At 33.9% G+C, this 16,438-nt stretch carries 7 protein-coding genes; 1 reads left to right on the top strand and 6 read right to left on the bottom strand.

Translation table 11 applies throughout. The annotated features are described in order from the left end of the window. Positions 1-53: 53 nt before the first annotated feature. Positions 54-1,145: a PAS domain-containing sensor histidine kinase gene (locus H8R22_RS14815; protein WP_187011181.1), complete on the top strand. Its 1,092-nt coding sequence runs from the start codon at positions 54-56 to the stop codon at positions 1,143-1,145. Positions 1,146-1,186: 41 nt separating this feature from the next. On the opposite strand, the gene H8R22_RS14810 is transcribed toward H8R22_RS14815, so the two are convergent. The 6 genes from H8R22_RS14810 to corA all read right to left on the bottom strand — a co-directional run bounded on the left by H8R22_RS14810 (position 1,187) and on the right by corA (position 16,199). Continuing rightward, positions 1,187-2,560, bottom strand: a complete 1,374-nt coding sequence (locus H8R22_RS14810; protein WP_187011180.1) for a M20/M25/M40 family metallo-hydrolase — start codon at positions 2,558-2,560, stop codon at positions 1,187-1,189. Between the two features lie 294 nt (positions 2,561-2,854). Beyond that, the gene (locus H8R22_RS14805; RefSeq protein WP_187011179.1) at positions 2,855-3,688 is read right to left on the bottom strand and encodes a hypothetical protein; all 834 of its coding nucleotides are present in this window, start codon (positions 3,686-3,688) and stop codon (positions 2,855-2,857) included. Positions 3,689-3,766: 78 nt separating this feature from the next. After that, positions 3,767-11,365 (bottom strand): S8 family serine peptidase, encoded by a 7,599-nt coding sequence (locus H8R22_RS14800; RefSeq protein ID WP_187011178.1) that lies wholly within the window; start codon positions 11,363-11,365, stop codon positions 3,767-3,769. A 287-nt stretch (positions 11,366-11,652) separates the two neighbouring features. Beyond that, positions 11,653-12,846, bottom strand: a complete 1,194-nt coding sequence (locus tag H8R22_RS14795; protein ID WP_187011177.1) for an acetate/propionate family kinase — start codon at positions 12,844-12,846, stop codon at positions 11,653-11,655. Positions 12,847-12,917: 71 nt separating this feature from the next. Beyond that, positions 12,918-15,011: a phosphate acetyltransferase gene (gene pta, locus H8R22_RS14790; RefSeq protein ID WP_187011176.1), complete on the bottom strand. Its 2,094-nt coding sequence runs from the start codon at positions 15,009-15,011 to the stop codon at positions 12,918-12,920. Between the two features lie 117 nt (positions 15,012-15,128). After that, positions 15,129-16,199 carry a magnesium/cobalt transporter CorA gene (corA, locus tag H8R22_RS14785; protein ID WP_187011175.1) on the bottom strand — a complete coding sequence of 357 codons (1,071 nt, stop codon included), beginning with the start codon at positions 16,197-16,199 and terminating at the stop codon, positions 15,129-15,131. Positions 16,200-16,438 lie beyond the last annotated feature (239 nt).

Below are 16,438 nucleotides of genomic sequence, written 5' to 3'. Positions count from 1 at the left end.
AACAAAGTAAGATAGTAAGCCTTATTTTTAACTCTAATTAGTTCGTGATGCACATGACTCATAAAAAAACTGAAACCGACACAGAAAACATTTATAACTTTGAAAACTTTTTTGAAATTTCGGCTGACTTTATATGTATTGCAGGATTTGATGGATACTTCAAAAGAATAAATCCCGCTGTTTCTGAAGTTCTAGGCTTTAGTGAAGAGGAATTATATTCACGGCCTATAAGCAGTTTTGTTTACGAACCTGATTTAAAGAATACACTCGAAACAAGAGAGCAAATTTACAAAAACAAACCTTTGCTGAACTTTGAAAATCGGTATCTAACAAAATCAGGAGAAATTATTTGGTTGTCTTGGACCTCCATGCCTTTTGAGTCTGAAAAGCTAGTTTACGCGATAGCTAAAAACATTACTTTTAATAAAAGAATAGAAATAGAAAGAAACGCATTACTATCTAATTTAACTCAAATTAACAAAGAACTTGTTGTTTTGTCGCATAAGACATCACACGATTTAAAATCTCCTATAAATAATATGTTATCTGTTTTTGATCTCATTGATATTTCTAAAATCATAGATCCAGAGACATTAGAACTCGTTCATTTATTAAAACTGACCAGCGAAAATTTAAAAAACACCTTAAATAGCTCTATTGATCAATTAGTTAATAATGAAAATATAAATACCCAAATTGAGACCATTAGTTTACAGCAATCACTTAATGAAGTGATGGCCTCAATTAATTCTTTAATACAAGATTCAAAAGCCATAATAAATGTCGACTTTTCTGCATATGATACGATAGCTTTTAATAAGTCTTATATGAAAAGTATCTTTTTGAATTTATTATCTAATGCTATTAAATATGCAAAACCATATCAAAATCCAATGATTACAATCTCATCTAAGATTGAAAACGGGATTAATCAACTTATTTTTGCCGATCAAGGCTCAGGTTTTGATATGGATAGGGTTAAAGATAAAATTTTTGGCCTTTATGAGAAGTTTCATGACAACCAAGATAGTAATGGAATAGGTTTATATTTAGTTTATAATCATGTCACTAACTTAGGTGGGCGAATCGCAGTAGAAAGTAAATTAAATGAAGGTGCTACCTTTACAATTTCTTTCAAGTACTGAAAAAAAATGAAAAGATAGCACCTTTGTAAATGACACTAAATTTAGTTTACAATTCCGTTTTTATCAATTAGATAAATCAAAGAAGCCATTGTTGCTGCGCCCAACTCTAATTCTCTTTTATTTACAAATTCAAAAGTATCATTTGCAGCATGATGGTAATCAAAGTAGCGCTGAGAATCCGGTTGCAAACCTGCTTTAACTAAAGGATTTGATTTTATAGGGCCTATATCTGTACCACTATGTCCTTTTACAAAACTATGCACATAATAAGGTTCGAATAGATATTTCCAGCTTGAAATTCTATCAAAATTTGCATCATTACACTCTAACGAAAATCCACGTGGACTGAATCCTCCAGAGTCACTCTCCAAAGCAAAAACATGTTTCTCCTTGTTCGCTTCTGCTAATTCGGCATATTTAAGACCACCTCTATTTCCATTTTCCTCATTCATGAACAAAACTACTCTTAAGGTATTTTTAGGTTTATATCCTATGTTTTTAAATATATTAACCACCTCCATACTTTGCACTACTCCTGCTCCATCGTCCTGCGATCCATCTGCTAAATCCCAAGAATCTAAATGACCTCCTACGACCATAATGTTTTCTGGATTTTCCGTTCCTGTCATTTCTCCGATAACATTATAGGATAACACATCTTCAAATTGCTGGCATGATTGCTTGAAATAAAACTTCAATGTTGGATTTTCTTTCAACGATTTAGAAAGTAATTCGGCTCCATTAGTACTAATAGCAGCAGTCGGAATATATTCTGATTTAGGTAAATCTCCATATCCCATTGCTCCGGTATGCGGAAAATCATCTAATCTCATATTCATAGAACGCACGATTGTTCCCACTGCACCAAATTTAGCTGCTTCCTTTGCTCCAGCTGAACGCTGATCAACACAACCACTATACGACTTAAATGTTGCTATATTCTCCGGATCCATTGGTCTGTTATAAAACACGATCTTCCCCTTTATTTTGTCTCCCAAAGCGGCTAATTCATCTAATCCATGCACTTCGATAACCTCAGCCGTTAATCCGCTTTTAGCTGTAGCTATAGATCCGCCTAATGCACAAATTGGTACGCTAGTTTTTGTTTTGTTATTAATAATATAAGCTGTTTCCTTTTCACCACGAACCCATTTTGGTACCATTACCTCTTGCAGATATACTTTATCAAAACCTAGAGTTTCTAATTGTCCTTTAGTATAGAGTACTGCTTTGTCTGCATTAGTAGAACCTGATAATCGCGAACCAATTTTGTTAGACAAATGGTCTAACCAATTGTAACATTTACCATTTGTTAATGCCGATTTGTATATGCCCTTGATAGTTTGTTCCTCACTTGTTTGTGCAGAAAGTGAAATTCCGCTTAGAAACAGGGCTAATATTGCTGCTTTTTTCATTTTATTGTTGGTTAATTTTGGTTTATGCTGCAATTTCGTAATTATTATAGAATTACAACTAGGAAACCAATTTAAATTATCTATGAATTTACAAGTAAAAGTATTTCTTCAATTAAAATTCTATAGGAGAGTTTTAAATTTTTATTTGTATAAAATTAGCAGTAGTTGATATACTTGCTACACGGAATTAGGTACAAAAAAAAGAGACTACCTATTACTAGGTAATCTCTCCTTATGTCATTGCTATATAAGCATCTACTTATAATAAGTTTTACTTCGCTAAAACATCTAATTTTATTGAAAGTTCAGTCCTACTGTTAGACCAAATGCCACTGGTTTTACTTCAGCATTTTTTTGGGTGCTATACAAACCATTTGCTTCTCTATTCGTCACAGAAGTTTGATTGTAGCCTATGTACGATTCCTTTGAATTTTGATCAAGAATAGAACCGTAACCTGTATCCAAAAACATAGCAGTATATAAAGCATTTTTAGGACTAATTTGAAAGGTAAATCCAAGTTCAAAAGTGCTCATTAAAATACCTTTTGTTTGATACTCTCCCGAGGCAGTATAGTTAGTTTGACTTCCAAACCCGTACTGCGGTAAATTAGTAATTGTCAAGTTAACATCCGGATAATAACCCACTCCGTTTATGGAATTTGCAGAAGATTCGATCTTATAATTGATTGGTAAAAAATATTTAACACCTGCTCTAAAATTAAAATCTACTCCTTTATTAATATTCGTTTTGTACTGCAAAAAAAGTGGGATTTGTACCGCTGAAACGGTTTGTTCCTCTTTATAATTTACTGAAGTCACATTGTAAACGAATGCAGAACCCGTTTGATCAACTTCAAAATTAGTTAGTGTTGATGAAGGCGAGCTTAAAAAAACACTTTGCTTATACAATGCAAATTCTGCCCCTGCACCAATCCCTATATGTTTAGTAAGGGGATAAATATAGCCTACTTTTAAAGCTCCACCCAAATCATGACTTGCTCTTACACCTGACACATCAGATTGAAGATTAGCAATTCCTGACTGTGCACCTACATAAAACTGCGCATTCATTCCCGTAGATAAAAGAACGACTGCTATACCTAAGATATATTTAACATCAAATTTCATATGTATTATTGTTTTTACTATTAGAATAATCGATCCTCACTCCTGTTGAATGAGGATCTCCTACTCTTAATAATTTTATTAATTTTTAACTAAAAGGTTTTTCGTATAATATTTACCATTGCTTAAAGTCATTTTTACAATATAAATTCCTTCCACGCTAGGTGAAACAAGATCTACTGTATTTGTGCTAGTAACCTTATCAGTTAAAACAGTTCCAAGCATACTTATCACAGTAATGCGTGCGTTTTGAAGCGCAGCTGTAGCTATATTAGTTGTAAGCTGATATGTAGAATTTGTTCTCACTGGGTTTGGAGCAATTTTAATGAATTCTTGTTCAATTGAAGAAGAAAATATTAAAGGACATGATACTACCAATGAACCATCTGTTTTAGTTCCAACTGCATAATAAGTACCATTTAATGTACCGTTTTCAGTAAAGTATTGGTTAGTTTGGCTTGGTACCAAAACTCCATTTTTATACCAGCTGTACGCTTTGAAACTATTCGAACTATTGTCAAAGAAAATTACATTATCAAAATGCTTTCTAATTAAATTAGGTCGGCTATTCTCAACAGTTACAGTTGCAGTTGCAGTACCTACATTTCCACTTGCATCAGTCACTTTTAAAGTAACTGTGTTTACTCCAACATTACTACAGTTGAAAGTAGTTTTGTCAAGCTCTATAAGTGCAATACTACAGTTATCAGTAGAACCATTGTTCACAGCTGCTGGAAGTATTATAGCATTTGCAGATGCATCAAGCTGAATAGTTATATTCTTAGTAATCACTATTGGAGCTGTCTTGTCTTGAACAGTAACTGTTTGCAAAACTTCTATTGCAGCACTGCCAGAATTGTCAACTACATTCCACTTTATAGTTGTAACTCCAAGAGGATAAGTAGCATTTAAGGCTAAACCATCACTTCTTAGACCTACCGGAGAACCTACAGCGCAATCATCGGTTGCAGTTGCAGCCACAATTGCTACTGTTGCACCACAAGAATTTGTAGCACTGTTAACAATGATGTTAGCTGAAGCAATGATTACAGGTTTTTGATTTGCAACCACATTAACTGTTCTAGTAACAAACGATTCATTGTTCAGAGCATCTTTTACAGTATACGTTAACGTGTACTGACCAATCACATTTGTGTTAACAGTTCCTGATTTCACCACTGCTAAAGTAATGGTGTTATTTAAATTATCAGTTGCTGTGAAACCTGCCTCTGTGAACGTACAACCTTGTGCAACTGATGTTACAGCGCTACCTAGTAAAGTAATTACCGGTTTTACTCTTTCAACAACTACTGTGTAGTTTTTGAATAAGCCACTTTCTGACATAACATTGTATGAAACTGGTCCAGAATAATTTAGGGTTGTTACCCCACTATTTTGAAGATATGTCCCTATACGAGTTACAGCATTTTGAGAAACTTGAAATACAGGAACTAATGCACTTAAATTAGCATTATTGTTTACCATTACTTTAACCGCACCTTGCGCCTCATCAATAGATGCTGCTCCGATTTGGTTTGAAACAGTATAGCTTAAAAGTTTAGCCTCTGTATTTCTTGCATTAACAGAAACTATGTAATTAGTTTTAGATAGTTTATTTTCTGAAACTACCGTCACTAAAACATTGTTAGTGTAATCAAATTCATTTGCACCTGATGTTTGTTTTACATCATCTATAAAAAGCTCTGCTCCCGGAGAAACAGTAAATGAAGCTTTTAGTTTAGAAGTATTTACACCAAAAGGAGCAGTAGCAGAAGCATTTGCACCTACTATTACAGTGTTTACTTCTTGAGTTAATCCAGGGTTAGATGCTACTTTAAAATCATAAGCTAGTAAACTAGACTTATCACTCAAACCAGTAATGACTTTTATTGTATAAGTTTCTACTAGACCAAGATTAAATCCAACACCTGATACTGTAAACGTTACTGGATTTGTAAAATTATTAGCCGTTAGTCCACTTACTTGAACGTTTCCATTAACAGTAGCAACAGCATTCATACCAGCAGTAAACACAGGTACAGCTGTAGCTACATTGATACCATCTTTTAACAAAACAGTATATGTTTTTGTAGCATCGTCATAAGAAGATGAAAGTTGATCTTTCAATTCAAAACTTTGTAAAAGTACTGCAGTATTCCAAAACTTACCTGCACCTAATCCGTTTGTATCAGCATTGATGACCACCGCTGTATTATCATTCGCTGTAGTGTCAAAAACAAATTGTTTATCTCCTTCTGCAAATGAATAATAAGCAAGTAAACCTGCTTCAGTTCCTACATATTTAGTTGTTGCATTAGCAACAAGCTCCGCCTGAGTTTTAACTCCAGACCAAATACGAACCTCATCAATACTACCGTCTAATCCACGTGTAGCTGTTGGATTCCCTCCTATATATGCAGGGCTAGTAGCGTTAGTATTTGCCATTCCCGCCGTTCCTGTAAAAGTATAAGGGGCAACAATACCATCTATATATATCGTATAAATGTTAGCCGCACTTACAGTAAATGCAATATGATGCCACTTATTTAATAGAACTGAATTTAAACCTGTATTTAGAATATAAGAACCGGTAGCCGTAGTAATTGACAATACCAAGCTATTTTCTTTGTAGGTCGAATTATTGTTAGTATGAACGAATAAATTCACAATTGATTTATCGATAATTCTACCAAAAACGGTTGGGTTATTTCTATTTACCCAAGCTTCAAAAGTATAGTTATTTCTAAGATCTAAAGCTGTACTAGCATCAATCCTAACATAATCATCTAATCCATCAAAAGTACCTACTACATTAGTTGTTGCATTTGGTACATGTGTAAATGAAATCGCTTTAGAATCGTTAGTAGTGTCTAAATCACCAGCTAATTTAGTATATACTTCAAGAGTATAATTTCCAACTGCGCTCAAATCTGCTTTTGTAGCAAATGTTATTGCAGCAGAAGCACCTGCAGCTAATGAAGCCGTATAGGTTTGAACTACTTCAGCACCACCATTTACTTTATAAGCAACTGGGAAATTGGAGATAGCAACGTTAGAGAAGTTACGAATAACAGCACTTACTGTCACAGGCTTCATACCTAATTTCGTTGGAGCTGTAATACTTTCAATACTTGCATCAGCAGCAGTAAAAGGAAGTACGTTAATAGTATATTCTTCAACCTCAAAATCTTCTCTTGATGTTGTAATACCATCAAATGTAGGTCCTAAAATCACATTGAAAAATTCACTTGGTGAACGGAACATGTGATATACACGCATTAATTTTTCACCAGCAACTGTTCCTGCAGGAATCGTTAATGGACCAGTTAAAGTGTTTCTCTGTCTAAAATAGTGCGTACTTGGCGTTGGAACAATTGCAGGACTCACCGAAGTAGAAATTGTATTTACCCAATATGTACCCGCTGCAAACTCGTCTGTCAAGTCACCATCACCATTTAGATCAATAAGAATCATTGTAAAAACACCAGGAGTAGTTGTTACATCTCTACCAATTGCTCTCTCTGGTTTATTAATTGTTACTTGTGGTTGATAAGAGTATCCTGCATAAACAGGGATCTTAATATTTTTGAAATCAGAGTATCCACTGATACCTGAATTATTTACCATAGTATCCCATTTAAATGAAGTTATTGCATAACCACTTGTATTGGTATTATTTGGTAATTCAAATTTATTGTAAACCACTTTTTCTAAATCATTATTAGTGATAATGTCGTCTACTTCATCAATTCCTGCTTTGATGGTAAATACTCCATTTACCGCAGACATATCTGTAGTTGTTGGAAATGTATATGTAACAGCAGTACTTGGTGCCATAGAAGGTACAATACCAGTTATTTTGGTTCCACCATTTACTTGATAATAAACAGGCACGTTTGTACGTGTAACTGGACCAGCATTATTTACACGGATCGAAATAGCAGTAGTTGCTGTTTTTTTTCCAATAAAGTCTGGGGATAAGATTGAAGTAATTTCTGTATCTGCTGATACAACCGGCTTAGCAACACATGTGATGTTTGCAACCCATCCCTTGTCAGTAACTTCAGTATCTGAAGTAAACCTGAAGAAAAGCTCTCCACCAGTTGCAGTAGAAGTGAATGAAGGAGGGAGTGTATTACCATCAAAAACACCTAGCAAAGGAGCTGATGTCGATGTCCCATTATAAATGTACAAGAAATCATAACCCGCCTCAACAGCAAATTCTGTAAAATCTACTTTAATACTGTTTCCAGTTACAACAGGTCTAAAAGTCATAGTTTGAACAAGGTTATTTGCATAATTACCGTATCTACTTCCACTATCTGTGAATACGTCTGAACAGGTAACTTTTGTAGAACCACTTACCATTAAAACATCGGTACCGTTATTTGCAACAGTTCTCGTCAATGAATTATTAGAAAGATTTGAATCATCTGCTAAAGACACTTTTCCGACAACAGTGTAAAGCCCTCCTACAGAATAATTTGCACGCTGAGTAAAATTATACGTAAGTTCACTTAATGGAGCGATTGGTCCAGGAACAATCTCAGTAACTTCCGTTTGATTATTAATCTGATATGAAATTGGAATATTACTAACAGCAACAGGTGAAAAATTATAAATTTTAGCTGAAACTTGTTCAGTAGCAGTTACACCAACGTTGGCTGTAAATGCAGTTAAAGCAAGGTCATTTGTTTTAACTTCAAATAATTCGACGTTATCAACAAAAATTGTATTGTAAACAGGAGTTGAAGTAGCGTCATTATCCATTACTCCCTCAAATGATAAATTAAATTTAGTACCTGCAAAAGCAGCTAAATTATAGGTCAAAGTTCTAGCGGTAGAAGTCGTAGTACCAGAATAGACTGATAGTCCCTCTGTACTAGTTTGAACAACTCCATTAACTAAAACTCTGAAAAAGTTTTTATTAGTTGTAACACTATTTTGCATAATGACATCAAACTTCATGCGCATAGCACTACCAGCTAAACTACTAGCATCTATTTCACAAAAAGTCAGCCTTTTGATAAATTGTGAGTTAGTAGTAAATGCAGTTGTAGCGGTACTAGTTGCCCAAAGAGGAGAACCTGCAACACTAGAACCAGACATTTTTACAGCGTCTAATCTCGCTAAACTTTGAGATTCAAATCCGATTGAACCTGCTGCACTCGCTTTTGACAACGTGTAGTTTACAGGCTTTCTATCATTAAAGTCTTCTTTAAATGGAAGATTAAGTGCCGTTAAAACTGGTTTGCTAATTGGTTCTACATTAATTGCTCTCGCTCTTTCAGAGACAATACCTGATGCTATATCTACAGCACGAACTGTAAACCAATTGTTATTTCCTACCGTTAGATCAGTAAAAGTATAAGTAGGATCAGTTACAGTAGCAACTATATCAAACTCGAATCCGTTTAATCTCAAAACTTCGTACTTTGCTCCTGTTATCGGAGTCCAGTCCATTTTATAAGCAGCAACACCGCAAGAGGCTGGTGTGATTACTAGATTTTTAGGCTCAGACATGATTGCAAAAGTTTCTTTAGAAGTTTCTACTCTACTACCTGCACTAATTCTAATTTTAGCATTGGGTACAATTTCGTTAGGAACTTTCCAAGCAAAATTTCTTGCTGCTGCAGGAACATTAGCTGCTATAACAGTGTACGAGTTACCACCATCATTAGAAAATTCTATATTAAAAGTTTTTTCAACTCCTTCATAGTCCCAACGAATGTATTCCGTTGCATCAGGACTAAATTTCTCACCACCAATTGGGTATGTTAAAACTAGTTCTGGAGCTACATAATCGTAAACTACTGCAAACTCTTGCGAATTTAACGGTACAGATGTACCCGTCACGATGATTTTATAGGTTCCAGCAGCAGGACTGTCTAGTGTTATTTGTTCAATATTATTCAAATTATCTACACCTCTAGTTGCATTTGCACTAGGAACCGAAGGATTAAGAATCCAAGGTAATGTAGTAGTACCATTTCGAATAATTTTCACATCCAAATCATTAACTTGAATATTAGATGAACCTGGAGTAGCTCCAATATCAGAATAAGCAAGCATTACTTTTAATGAAACAAGACCCGCTGGAACTACAATTTCTTTTTCAAAAGAAACACCATTTGCAACAGAGGCAGTGTAAAACATTTTATTATCTAAGACTTTTACCGCTCTTAGACCATTTAAGTTTCCGAATCCATATTTATAATCTGGTCCAGGATTTCCAACATCTTTTGCTGTATTAGAAACTAAAGCTTTCATTAGCGAAGCCAATGGCTTTTCTCCATAAATGTTTTTATATCTTTCATACAACAACGCAACTGTACCAGAAGTACCTGGAGTAGCCATTGAAGTACCACTCATGACTTGATAGGAGTTATTATAATCAAGTGAATAAACACTCGAACCAACTGCAGAAATTTGAGGAACAAGACGTCCGTCTAATGTTGGTCCAAAACTACTGTAAGAACTAATTAAATCGTCCGGGTTGTTAGCAGCTACGTGCAATGCATTTTTAGAAGCTTTAGTAGAGGTATAAAAACCTCCTGCAGCAGCAGCTTGTGCATTACCATTAGAGTAAATATTTAAAAGTGAAGGATATTTAGCTGTTACATCATCATCACCTCTGTCACTAGTACTATATCTCACTATGTTGTATCCCGCAGAAAGCAAAACACCATATGAATTTGATGTTAAATCAACATCATCATTAAGAAAAGCAAGTTCTCTTTCGACATATACTGGTAATCCGTTAGATTGTGTATTAAAATTCCAACCATACATTTGAACGTTTGGTGCCATTCCTTTTGCACGAGGATCTAAAATTCCAGCACCACCCACTGTACCAGAAACGTGTTCCCCGTGAGATGATGGTGATTCATATTCTCTGTTTATAACTCTTCCTGTATGGTCGATGTGCTTTTCAAGGTTTCCATCCCAAATACCAACTTTAACGCCTTTTCCCGTTAAGTTATATCCTAATCCTGGAATCAATGAATTTAAAACATTGGCTTTATGAGAAGATACACCTGGTTGGTTATCACTCTCAACTGGTGGCCCTATAAGTTCAATATTTTGAACCCAGTTTAATTTTGCTATTTTAATCACATTTTCAGGAGCGACTTGCAAATAAACTTGATTAAAAGATTCTAAAATTTTAAATGTTTTAACTCCTAAAGAAGTAAGATCCTTAGAAACTAAATCTTTATCTACTCCCTTAAAATAACTAACCGTCACTTTAACGGAATGAAAATCCATTGCATACTCAGGAATAGTTCCACTTGTAATATTTGGATCGATTTTAAATTTAGCATCAATTGGTACTATTGCTCTAATATTTTTAGAAGCTGTACTTTGATTATAATACTTAGAATCAATGGCAACGTAATATGCGTTGTTTGACAAATAACTAATCAAGGTAATTCCTTGATTTTTAAGTTCGTTTTGCTCCTCTAAAGAGGGCATTTTCGTAAATTGTAACAAAGTGTACTCCTTAGATTTACTTTGTTTACTAGCCTCTTTTTTAAGAACATCAAACTGTTGCTTAAAATTTGCCGTTGTGGTAATTCTATTTCCATTTAGTGAAATAGAAAAATCTTTTTCATTATTGCTCTGAGACCAAGCTATACAAGCAAAGAGGGCAAAAATGAATGAAAGTAATTTTTTCTTCATTGGTTAAAAATTAGGTTTTATTTAGTTAATTCTGCGAAATTATAACAACAATTCTACATATTTATTAAAAATAATTACAAAATAGTCTTTTTTATTAAATAAATTTTATTTATTAAAAAGTGTGAATTTTACTAATTGAATAGTGTTAAAAAAGAAAAACCAGTCTGCTCTAGCACAAACTGGTTTCTGATTATTCCTTAATAAAGTTAAAAGTAGACACTAACTACCCCTTGATAATACTGCACCTTACTGTAATTGTAAATAATAAATCCTTGTTATAAACGCAATTAATTTGTACTACTTAAAAGGAGTTTATATATCTGAATCGCTATTTCCATTTCTTCGTTTGTGGGAATAACTAAAATCTTAGTTGATGAACCAGCCGTATTAATTTCCCTTATTTCTTTTGACCGAGTCTCGTTTTTAGATTCGTCTAAATGAATACCAAAATAGTCCATATCGGAACAAACCAATTTTCGGATGTAGGATGAGTTTTCTCCAACTCCAGCAGTAAAAATAATAGCATCAACACCATTCATAACTGCCGTATAGGAACCAATATATTTTTTGATACGGTACGCATTCATAGCTAAGGCTAATTGACAATCTTTATTACCATTTTCAGCTTCTGCCTCAATATCCCTTAGATCACTGTAGCCAGTTAAGCCTAACATACCACTTTTTTTAAGCAAAATAGTTTCTACCTCCTTAACACTATATCCTAATGAATTACAGAGATAAAAAATTAGAGAATGATCAATATCACCACTTCTAGTTCCCATTATCAAGCCATTTGAAGGAGAAAAGCCCATAGAATGGTCTATACTCTTTCCGTTCTTTATTGCAGTGATACTGCATCCATTTCCTAAATGGATACTTATCAATTTAGAACTACTTTCTAAATACTTGATGGCTTGTTGAGAAACGTATTTGTGACTTGTACCATGAAATCCGTAAAGGCGAATTTTATCTTTCTGATAAAAAGAATTGGGAATAGCAAATTTATTAGCGATCTCTGGTATACTTTGATGAAAAGCAGTGTCAAAAACAGCTACTTGCTGCGCTTTATTAAAAATTTCTTCCGCAATTAGAATTCCCTCTAAATTTGCTGGATTATGCAATGGGGCTAGCATAATAAGTTCTTTTATTTTTTCTTTTACTTCTTGAGTAATAATTGTTGAATCCGAAAAAAGAGTACCTCCATGAACAACACGATGTCCAACCGCATGTATTTCATCTGTATTTTGAATGACACCTATATTTTCATTCAATAATAAACTTGCAATTTTAAGCAAGCCTGCCTTATGATTACTTACTAGCAAATCCTCCTCTATTTTTACGGTTGTAGTACTGTAGGTTAATTTTGATATCTCCATACCTATTCGATCAATCATTCCTGTGCAAATTACATCTTGCGAAGGCATATCAATTAATTGGTATTTTATAGAGGAACTTCCTGAGTTGATAATTACTATTTTCATAACGATAGACTACGTTTACTTCTTGATTTTATGGTTTTAGCTAAGACTTATTAGTTCATTAAAAAAATGATTTATAATCCTTGCGCTTGAATTGCTGTAATGACCACCGTATTGATAATATCATCTACCGTACAGCCGCGACTTAAATCGTTTACCGGTTTATTTAACCCTTGAAGCATAGGGCCAATTGCCAGCGCTCCTGTCTCTCTTTGAACTGCTTTATAGGTATTATTACCCGTATTTAAATCCGGAAATATAAGTACACTTGCTTGACCTGCTACCTCTGAATTAGGCATTTTGCTTTGACCGATCGTCATATCAACAGCTGCATCATATTGGATAGGGCCTTCAATTTTTAGATCAGGACGCTTTTCTCTAACAATTTGGGTAGCTTTTCTAACTTTATCCACTTCATCACCTTTTCCTGAAGCTCCAGAGGAATAAGATAGCATGGCAATCTTAGGTTCTATACCAAAAGCCAAGCTCGAATCAGCAGAAGATATAGCAATCTCTGCCAATTGTTCTGCAGTAGGGTTTGGATTAATCGCACAATCCCCAAAAACAGAAACCCTATCTTCTAAACACATAAAAAACACAGACGATACAATACAAGTATCAGGCTTTGTTTTAATAAATTGTAAGGCTGGTAAAATGGTATGTTGTGTAGTATGAGCCGCTCCTGATACCATTCCGTCCGCATCTCCTTTGTAAACCATCATGGTCCCGTAATACGAAACGTCTTCCATTAAATCTCGAGCCATTGTGATACTTACATTCTTATTTTTGCGAAGCTCATAATACGTATTTGCATAATCGTCATACTTTTCAGATTCTATAGGGTTAATGATTTTTACTTTCGAAAAATCAAAAACTAGCCCTAACTCGCCTACTCTATTTTCTATTTGCTTTCTATTTCCAATGATCGAAATATCTACAACATCCATAGCTTGTAATCGAGAAGCAGCAGTTAAGATTCGATCATCATTACCTTCAGGTAAAACAATATGTTTCCTGTGTTTTCTAGCTCTTTTAACTAAATTATATTGAAACATTTTGGGGGTCATACCTTCCGCCTCAAACGCACTTAGTTTAGCGGACAAATCATCAACATCGACAAATTTTTCAAAAGTACTTATGGATGTCTCTATTTTTTGAGTATTATCCGCATAAATCTTGGACTTTATATTTCCAATACTATTAGTAATTCTATACGTTCCTGCTTCAACAGAAATGATTGGAACAATACTCGTCAATCCTTCTATCAATTTTAAAATACTATCCTCAGGAATTATATTTCCCGTTAATACTATCCCAGCAATGGAAGGGTAATTTGCCGATTCGTTTGCTTGTAAAGCTCCTAAAATAATATCAGCACGGTCACCAGGGGTGATCACTAACGCCTTTTCTTTTAGATGTAACAAATAATTCCTTAACTGCATCGCTCCCACGCTAAAATTACCGACTTCGTTGTTTAAGAATGCGCCTCCAAAAAGTACTACACCATTTAATTCATCAACGATTTCTTTTACAGTTGGGTGATTTAAACTTGAGATTATTGGAATCGCATTTACCAAAACTTCTGTAGGTAGACTCGCCTTTAAACCATCTGTTACTAATTTTATATTTTCTAGCTGTACTTTGTTTGCAATAACTGATAAGACTTCGACATCTCTCACCTTAAAGGAGTCGTATGCTAAATACAAGCTATCAATAAGTTCTTCTAGTGTTTTGTCAACACCAGAACCTACAATAATGGTAGGTATTCCAAGATTTTTAGCAATCAGCACATTCATATCGAGTTCAATGACTGTACCTTCCCCACTAAAGCTTGTTCCTTCAACTAACACAAAATCAAATTGCTCTTCTAATTTTTTATATTTTTCAATGATGAGATCGATTACTTCACCAATCTTACCTTTATTCTTTTTTTTGATTAATTTACTTTTGGTAATTGCATATGCATCTTCAATCGCAATATCTAAACCAAAGTGAGAAATAACTGTTTCTATATGATTATCGACCCTATCATCTTCAAAGTCCTCAATAATTGGTCTAAAATAACCCACTTTAGCGGTTTTACCGATCAAAATACTCATTAGCCCCAACGTAATGATTGACTTACCACTATTATGTTCGCTAGTTGCTATGTAAACTGCTTTATTCATTTCTTCTCTAATTTTAACATTTCGCACCAACGCTTTATTCGGCCATGTGCTTCATTTATTGATAAAACTTAATTTTCTTTACAATACTATCCCTTAAAATCTGTACCTCTGATTTTTTTAAAACCACTTTCTCTTTTTAAAGTAAAGTACCATCGCTATAACTATCAAAAACATGATTGCTACAATAATGTAATACCCATTTTGATATTGTAGTTCTGGCATGTGCTCGAAATTCATCCCGTAAATTCCTGCAATAAAAGTTAATGGAATAAAAATAGCCGATACTATAGTTAGTGTTTTCATAATCTCATTCATTTTATGGGATTGAGATGAAAAAAAGAAATTTGAAGCGCTTTCTAGCATACCCATATCACTCTCTATTTGCTCTAATAGTTCTACACATTTTTGATGCAATCTAGAGAAGTAGACATAGGATTCTGTTGCAATTACATTGCACAATTCATCCTCTCTCAACGTTTTAATACTATATAAGGAGTCTCGAAGAGGAATGATAGATCTTTTCAAAAAATTAAAATTATCACGATGCTTCTCGATTCTAATTAAAATGGCAGGATCAGTACTTTCTTTTGATAAAACAATTAATTCCTCGACCTTATCTTCTTCATTTTCTATGGTGACAAAAAAATTTTCGATAATAGCGTCTAATAAAAAATAGAGTAAAAAATCAGCTTTTTTAGTTCTAATTATCCCAGTATGTGTCCGGATTCGTTCTCTAATATGTGTAAAAAAGTCACTTCTTTTTTCTTGAAACGAAATCAAAACGCCATTCTTAATCAGGAAACTTATCTGTTCTACACTAATGTTGTCTGAGTTCTCTGTAGGTAATATAGATTTAATATTAAAAAAAAGACTATCTGCAGATTCCTCGAGCTTTGTTCTTCTTGTGGTATTCAAAATATCTGAAAGAATAAAAGTATCAATTTTAAAAAAAGCTCCAATAGCTTCTATAACTGGGATTTCATTGAGGCCGTGAAGATTTAACCAGTTTGTTTTGCTTTCATCGATACACCTTTTAAAATCAGCTGGTTCTATTTGCTGGTATTCGGTAAAATCTAAATCATCGTATACAAACAATTGCATTTCCGACTCTAATCGTTTATGCGAACCTGTGTATTCTAATAGGTTTGGTTGTGTTTTACGACCTTTTTTATATTTGATTTTTCTCATGTGAATCATATCTAGAGTAATATTACAAAAAAGTTTTTGCAAAAAATCCCTTGATAGCATATAAAAATCAATAAATTCTTATAGGTTTCAAACTAATTATCACAGCTAAAGTCCCAATTTACAATGACCTTCTAATTTACAATAAGATAAAAATCATATTTATTAAAAAAAATACGTAAAAACCGTAACAATTGGAGCTGTTTGAATACGCAGCTTTTATTCAATAATTTTCAAGAAAG

Source organism: Flavobacterium kayseriense, assembly GCF_014305095.1.
Lineage (GTDB): Bacteria > Bacteroidota > Bacteroidia > Flavobacteriales > Flavobacteriaceae > Flavobacterium > Flavobacterium kayseriense.
Note: the sequence above shows the minus strand (reverse complement) of the source record. Positions and strands in the feature narration are given on the sequence as shown.